Annotated in this window: 5 protein-coding genes; all 5 read right to left on the bottom strand. The window is 68.8% G+C overall.

Features of this window, described 5'->3' with window-relative positions; genetic code table 11:
- Nucleotides 1-10: 10 nt before the first annotated feature.
- Entirely contained in the window at nucleotides 11-2752 is a 2742-nt protein-coding gene (locus ACIBK5_RS19075) for a Tat pathway signal sequence domain protein (RefSeq protein ID WP_399021031.1), read from the bottom strand.
- Between the two features lie 131 nt (nucleotides 2753-2883).
- Entirely contained in the window at nucleotides 2884-3474 is a 591-nt protein-coding gene (locus ACIBK5_RS19080; RefSeq protein ID WP_399021032.1) for a hypothetical protein, read from the bottom strand.
- Nucleotides 3475-3481: 7 nt separating this feature from the next.
- On the bottom strand, nucleotides 3482-4363 hold the full coding sequence (locus ACIBK5_RS19085) for a carbohydrate ABC transporter permease (protein WP_399021033.1): 882 nt from the start codon (nucleotides 4361-4363) through the stop codon (nucleotides 3482-3484).
- A complete protein-coding gene (locus ACIBK5_RS19090) occupies nucleotides 4360-5361 on the bottom strand; it encodes a carbohydrate ABC transporter permease (RefSeq protein WP_399021034.1) in 1002 nt (333 codons plus the stop codon). The genes ACIBK5_RS19085 and ACIBK5_RS19090 overlap by 4 nt, the downstream gene beginning before the upstream one ends.
- The gene (locus tag ACIBK5_RS19095; RefSeq protein WP_399021035.1) at nucleotides 5361-6650 is read right to left on the bottom strand and encodes an ABC transporter substrate-binding protein; all 1290 of its coding nucleotides are present in this window, start codon (nucleotides 6648-6650) and stop codon (nucleotides 5361-5363) included. The genes ACIBK5_RS19090 and ACIBK5_RS19095 overlap by 1 nt, the downstream gene beginning before the upstream one ends.
- Between the last annotated feature and the right edge of the window lie 708 nt (nucleotides 6651-7358).

Raw genomic sequence — 7358 nt, forward strand, 5'->3', positions numbered from 1 at the left:
TACGGAACGGCTACGGCATCTTGTCCCCGACCAGCGCCAGGTTCTGGATCGCCGCCAGGCCGTACAGCGCCGTGGCGTTGGTGGACACCCAGGCCGCCTCGCTGCCGGGGACCAGGCCGGTCGGGCCCTCGATCTTCTTCGTGGACCAGTCCGTGGACTCCTTGTAGTCCCAGGGGTCGGCGCTGCTGTAGAACTGCCGCCAGGCCCGGGCGGCCAGCTTGTCGTCGCCCGCCTGGACGGCTGCGTAGGCGTCCTGCCGGGAGTGGCCCTGGAAGAGCAGCAGGGAACCGAAGTCGGAGCCGTAGCGGGCCTTCTGCTCGGCCTTGGTGGCGTTGAAGTAGCGGCAGTAGTCGAGCCACGCCTCCTTGAACTTCGGCATGTCGACCTGGTCGATCAGCTCGGCGCACAGCTCGACCAGGCCGAACATGGCCGACAGGTGCGAGACGCCGACCTTGGGTTCCTTGGCCACGGCGAACTTGCCGGTGTCGAGGTCGTAGAGCGCGCTGCCCTGGACGAAGCCGTTGGGCTGGGCCGCGATGGTCTCCATCGTGGACAGGACCCTGGCCCTGGCCTTCTCCCACTTGGGTCCACGCCGCTCCCACTCGGTGAGCCAGGCCGAGACCAGGCCGCTCCAGTCGGTGCCGAAGCCGATGGACAGGGCGTTGCGGTCGGGGGTGTAGGGCTCGGTGCGGATCTTGCGGATGGGGTCGAGGACGAGGAACGTCTCGTCGGAGTCGACGTTGGCGTGCATGAGGTCGCCGACGCGTTCGTCCGCCGTGAGGAAGTAGTAGTAGCGGCGATAGGTGGTGTTGGCGATGCGCTGCTGCTTGGCGCTGTCGGCGTAGTGCTGGACACCGTGCCGGGTGCCGAGGCCCGCCCATTTGCCCAGGTGGTAGACGTCGACCTCGCCGGTGTGCCGGGTCATGGCCTCGGCGAAGCGGAAGATGTCGGCGCGGCCGGAGCGCATGTACGCGAACCACAGCCACAGGTCGGGCGAGAGCTCGGAGTTGTCCCAGGCGTAGCCGCCGACGTCGTAGCACCACTGGTGACGGCTCGGGTCGTAGCTGTGCATGATGTCGCCGTAGTCCCAGAAGCCGTACCAGCGGCGCTGCTCCACCTGGTCCTTGTAGTAGGTGAAGAGGAAGTCCAGGTGGTCCTCGATCTTCGCCTTGGCGTTGGTGGAGCGGTCCGGCGCGGAGAACAGCTTGCCGAAGACGCCCGCCTTGATGAGCTGCTGGGGCGGGGCGGCGAGCTGCGGCGGCGTGCGTACGGCCTCGACCTGCCGGGCCGTCGCCTCGGCGCTCGGGGTGGAGTCGTGGGCCCAGAAGAGGAGTTCGCTGGTGCGGGCGATGCCGTAGGGGGTGCCGAACTCGGGTTCGTAGTCCTCGTAGGTGATGTTGAGGCCTTCGAGCTGTTCGGGGTAGGTGTCCTGGCCCATGCCGTCGTGGTAGAAGCGCAGGTCCATGGGCTGTGCTTCGGGTGACCAGAGCCAGAGGGTGACCTCGGCGGTGTCGGTCTGGGCGTCGCGGATGTCGAGCTGGGCGGGGAACTTCTCCCAGAAGTCCCGCAGGCCGAAGGCGAACCCGCCGCTCGCGCCGCCGACGTACCCGAAGCCGCTGGCGCGCCGGCCGCCGCCCGCGCCGATCCAGCCGTGGCCCTTCTTCGTCCGCTTGCGGACCGTGAAGCCGTCGGCGGAGAGCTGGGAGAGGGTGTAGTCGCCCCACTCCGGGATGTACTGGAGGCGGGTGGTGACCCGCTGGTCCCAGGTGGCCGGGTCGGGCAGCTTCTTGCCCTCGAACTGGGCCGTACGCACCGCCGCCCCCGGGTCGCGGCGCAGTCCGGTGATGCCCTTGACGGCCTCGCGGAGCAGGCCGGTGCCGTCGCCGCCGATACGGATGTGACGGTCGTACGCCGCATCCCGCATCGGCACCTGGAAGCGCACGCCCAGCCCACGAATGAAGTCTCCGCTCGCCTTCGCGGGCTCCTGGGTGCCGTCGAAGGTGAGGGTGTGGACCATGCGGAAGGAGTCGGCGCCCGCGTAGAAGTAGAGCCGGATGGAGAACGGCAGCCAGCTGCGGCCGCCCTTGCGGTGCTTGCCGTCGATACGGACGACGGCGCGGACCGGGCCCTCCTGCTCGACCTCGACCTTGGAGATGGCTCCGTCGAAGCGCTCGGTCTTGACCGCTCCCTGGTCCTCGTCCTCGATCTCGGGCTGGCGGATCAGCACGAGCCGGCCGTTCTTCGCGATCTCCGTCGAGCCGCGGGTGACCGACTTGACGATGGTGGACCCGGACTTGCCGATCTTCGCGGTGATGACGCCGGTCGAGATGTCGATGGTGCCGCCGCGCTTGCCGACGGTGACCTTCTTCTCGGGGGCGGCGGGGGTGCCGGCGGCGAGGGTGAGCTTGCCGTTGCCCGAACCGACCGCGTGTGCGGTCCACTTGAGGGAGCCGTCGGGCCAGTAGGCGATCGGCCAGGACTGCACGGGAACGGCCTTGCCGTCCGCGTCCGTCAGCGCGAAGGTCTGCTCCTTCTCGTAGGCGCCCTTCGGCCAGGGGACGCCGACGGTGGAGCCGGGGGCCGCGCCGAGGCCGCCGTCCTCCAGCCAGTCGAGGGTGACCGGGTCGGCGTCGGCCGGCTCGGCTCTGGGGGCGGCCTGCGCGTCCTGCGCCCCCAAGGCCCAGCTGAACTGGGCGGCGGCTCCGGCGACGGCGGCCGCCTTGAGGAGGGACCTGCGGGGGATGGGAGACATAGAGATGCTGCCTTTCCTTGTCCGTGCGGGAAGGTCCGTGCGGGAAGCAATTCCGTGCGCTGGTCAGGGGCATGACAGTGAGAGGTACGGCACCCGGTGGGCGCCGACCTGGAATGAGGGGGCAGCGCCGGTCAGCGGTGCCGGTAGCGCTCCTCCACGGCTACGGCCGCCGCCGCGACGGCCCCGAGGACCGGGACCGCCAGTGGCGCGACGAACCAGGCGGACAGCGCCACCACGGCCAGCCCGGCGATGATCAGGAAGGACCCGGCGGGGTCGAGAACCGTCCGGCGCCAGGCGGCCGCGAGCAGCGTCCGCCACCGGACCTCCGGCTCCCAGACCGCCGACGCGCGCAGCCCCGCCACGACGACGGCGATCAGCGCGACGACCCCGACGGCTCCGACGAGCGGCCCGCCGGGGATCCCCGCCCGGGCCGCCTGGACGTCCACCCAGACCGCGGCCACCGCCGCCCACCCGGCGAGGCCGGCGAGCCACCCGCCGCGCAGAGCCGTCCGGAAGTCGGCGACGAACTCCCGCCACCCACCGCCCTCGTGCGCGGTACGGCGCCGCAGATGCCGCGCACCCGCGGCGAACGCGGCCGGATACGTCACGACCCCCAGCGAGGCCACCGCGATCCACACCCCGGTCAGCAGACACTCGGCGAACACCGCGAACCGCTCGGCGAGCACCGACTCACCCCGCGCCTTCACTCGGGTCCCGGCCATGCTCGCCTCAGCCCTTCAGACCCGACGTGGCCATGCCGTCGATCAGATACCGCTGGAAGGCCAGGAAGAAGGCGAGAACCGGCAGCAGCGCGACGAGCGACATGGCGATCATGCCTCCGTAGTCGGCCACGCCCTCCTGGTCCACGAACATCTTCAGCCCCAGGGAGACCGTGTACTTGTCGGGCTCGTTGAGGTAGATCAGCGGCCCCATGAAGTCGTTCCAGGCGTTGATGAACGTGAAGATGGCGCTGGTGATCAGCGCGGGCCGGCACAGCGGCAGCACGATCGACCAGTAGATCCGCAGGTGCCCGCACCCGTCGAGCCGGGCGGCCTCGTCCAGTTCCCTGGGCAGATTCCGCATGAACTGCATCATCAGGAAGACGAAGAACGCCTCCGTCGCCAGGTACTTCCCCAGCAGCAGCGGGGTGTAGGTGTTGATCATCTCCATGTTGCGGAACAGCACGTACTGCGGGATCAGCAGCACGTGGTACGGCAACAGGAGCGTGCCGATCATCAGCGTGAACAGCAGATTGCGGCCCGCGAACCTGATCTTCGCGAAGGCGTACGCCGTCAGCGAGCAGGACAGCAGGATCCCGACCACGGAACCCAGCGCGAGCGTGAGCGAGTTGAGGAAGAACGTGGAGATGGAGATGTCCGCGATGCCCTCGCTGAGCCGCGTGTAGTTCGAGGTGATCGGATCGCCCGGGAAGAGATCGAGGCTGCCGACGACGTCCTCGCTCTTCTTGAACGACCCGCCGATGACCCAGATCACCGGGTAGAGGATCACCGCGAGGACCAGCAGGGACGCGATGTGCCAGGCGACGGAACCGGGCAGCTTGTGCCGGAGGCCACCCGCTCGTGGGGTGACGTCGGTGGCCGGTGCGCTCATGAGGCGCCCTCCTCGTAGTGCACCCAGCGCTTCTGGGACCAGAACAGCACCGCCGTCACCAGGGCGACCGCGACGAGCAGCATCCAGGCCATGGCGGAGGCCAGACCCATCCGGCTGTTCTCGAAGCCCTGGACATAGAGGTAGCAGGTGTAGACCATCGAGCCGTCGGCCGGACCACAGGCGTTGCCTCCGGCGCCGCCGCCGACGATGTACGCCGAGCTGAAGATCTGGAACGAGTGGATCGTCTCCAGCAGGACGTTGAAGAAGAGCACCGGGGAGATCATCGGCAGCGTGATGTTCCAGAACCGGCGCAGCTTGCCCGCCCCGTCGACCTCGGCGGCCTCGTACAGCTCGCGCGGGACCTGCTTGAGCCCGGCCAGGAAGATGACCATGGGGGCCCCGAACTGCCAGACGGTGAGCGCCACCAGGCTATAGATGATCATGTCGGGGTCGCCGGTCCAGCCGCCGACGTCGATCCCGAAGATCTTCTGCGTACGGTCGACGATCGCATCGTCCGAGAAGATCGCCTTCCAGACGATCGCGATGGAGACGCTCGCCCCGATCAGCGACGGCGCGTAGAAGGCGGCCCGGTAGAAGGCCTGCCCGCGCCGGCTCTGGGCGAGCAGCAGCGCCACCCCGAGGGCCGCGATCAGCTTCAGCGGCGTTCCCACGACGACGTACCACAACGTCACCTGCACCGAGTGGCGCCAGCGCGCGTCGCCGAACATCTCGGAGAAGTTGTCGAGGCCGATCCACTTGGGCGCGTCGAACAGGTTGTAGTCGGTGAACGCGAAGTAGAGCGAGGCGACCATCGGACCCGCGGTGAGCAGCAGGAACCCGGCGATCCACGGGGACATGAAGAGATAGCCGGCCAGGTTCTCCCGGCGCCGCCGCCGCTTAAGGGCGGCGGGGCGCGCGGGCTTCACCGGACCGTGCCGCGGCTCGGAGTCCTGGGACAGGCCCTCCATCGCAGGGGCGTGTGTCACGGTGGTTCCCATCAGGTGCCGAGAGCCGTCTTCGACTCGGTGAAGAACTGCTTGACGGCCTCGTCCACCGACCTCTTGCCCAGGGCGAGTTCCTCGGCGATGCGCAGGAACGCCGACTCACAGATGTCCGCGCCGTTCGGGTGCGGTGTGATGGGCTCCAGGACACCGGCCTTGACGAGGGACTCCTCGTAGGCGGCTATCGCCTTGTTGACCTCGTCGGTCGGCTGGTACGCGTCGTACTGGGCCTGCGTCGCGGGCACACCTCGGTCGTAACCCATGATCTTGGCGACCTCGGGGTCGTGCACCATGAAGTCGATGAACTGGGCGACTTCCTTGGGGTGCTGGGTCCTCTTGGACGCGCTCAGCATCAGCGAGCCGAGGTACTGGCCGGTCTTCTTGCCGTCCGTGGTCGGGATGGGGGCCAGGCCGTACTCGCTCTTGCCCTCGCTGGTGTAGCGGACGGTGAAGTTGTCCCAGGTGAACTCGCCTCCGGCCAGCTCGGCGGCGACCGCCGACTTGGGCTTGTTCTGGACGACCTTCTTGGCATCGGCGTAGATGCCGTCCTTCACGCCCTTCTCGGCCTTCGTCCACCAGTCCGTCAGATCCGACTCGGTGAAGCCGAGTCCGTCCTCCGTGAAGAACGCCTTGCCGTTCTGACGCAGGTACAGGTCGTAGAGGTACATGACGCCGTACATGCCGCTGTCCCCGGCGCGGCCCGTCTTGTCACGGATCTTCTTCATCGCCGCGTCGAAGTCGTCCCAGGTCCAGCCCTGCTCGGGCTTGACGCCGGCCCGGGTGTAGACGGGCTTGTCGATGACGAGGGACATCGAGTTCGAACCGACCGGAACGCCGAGGAGCTTGCCGTCGATCTCGCCGAACTTCTCCAGACCGGCCCGGAATCCCTCCATCCGGAGGTTTCCGGCCTTGGCCTGCTCACTGAGATCGAGCAGCACGTTCTTCGCGTCGTATTTGCGGAGGAAGCCGATGGCATTCTGGAAGACGTCCGGCGGATTTCCGCCGGAGGCCTGGGTGTTGAACTTCTTCCAGAAGTCGAGATAGGGCTGGAAGTCCGTTTTCACCTTGATCTTCGGGTACTTCTTCTCGAAGAGCGCGATGGTCTTGTTGATTCTCTGGGCGCGGTCCTCCGCACCCCACCACGCATAACGAATCGTCACCGTCCCGTCGGCGGAGGCCCCTCCGTCACCGCCGCAGCCGGTCGTCGCGGCCAGCCCCAGCGTGGCCGCCGTGGCCCCGGCCGCCTTCAGGACCGTACGTCTCTCAACATTCCTGCCGTTCACCACGGTTGGACCTCCCCGCACGTCGTCCCGCTCGCATGAATCGTTTCAAGTAAGCGCTTGCTGGCACAAGGTACGGAGAGGGTGAGGGTGCGTCAATGATTCGGACAGGAATTTCTTACCGAGGTGGGTGGGGGTGGGGCGGGGCGGCCGGGCGGGGCTCACCGGTGGGTGGGGTGACGTCGCTGGTGAGGTGCGTGTGGCCGAGGGGGCGAACGACGGCGGGTCGGTCGGGGGTGTTTCGGGCATGCCCGAAAGACGACGGTGGGGTGGCGCGGAGAGGAAGGGCTGGATTCGGCCAGAGAGGTGGCTGGGGCGAGGGGTCTGAGCCGGGTGCGAGCACTCGGCGTTGCCGCTGGGGTGGGGGTGGGTGCGCAGCCCGTCGTTGCGGGGTGCCTCCCCCACTCTCGGCTTCGCTCGAGCGGGGGGACCCCCACCGCCCACCCGTGCCGCCCCCAGCGGCACGCATGCCCGCAGCTAGGGGCGGCGGTGCGGGGCGCCCGCAGCTGGGGCACGACGTGCCCGGACCCGCCGACGTACGCAAGGGGACGTGTCGGGGGGTGTCCGCCCGCAGCGGTTGGCGCGTCAACGAACAGTGAGCCGGTACGCAACCCCATCGCGCCAATCCGAGGACGGACACCCCCCGGCGCGGGGGGGGGGGGGGCGCGGCGGGGGGGGGGGCGGGGGGGGCGGCCGGCGTGCGGGCAGGGCGGT

The organism is Streptomyces sp. NPDC050546 (genome assembly GCF_044457425.1).
GTDB lineage: Bacteria > Actinomycetota > Actinomycetes > Streptomycetales > Streptomycetaceae > Streptomyces.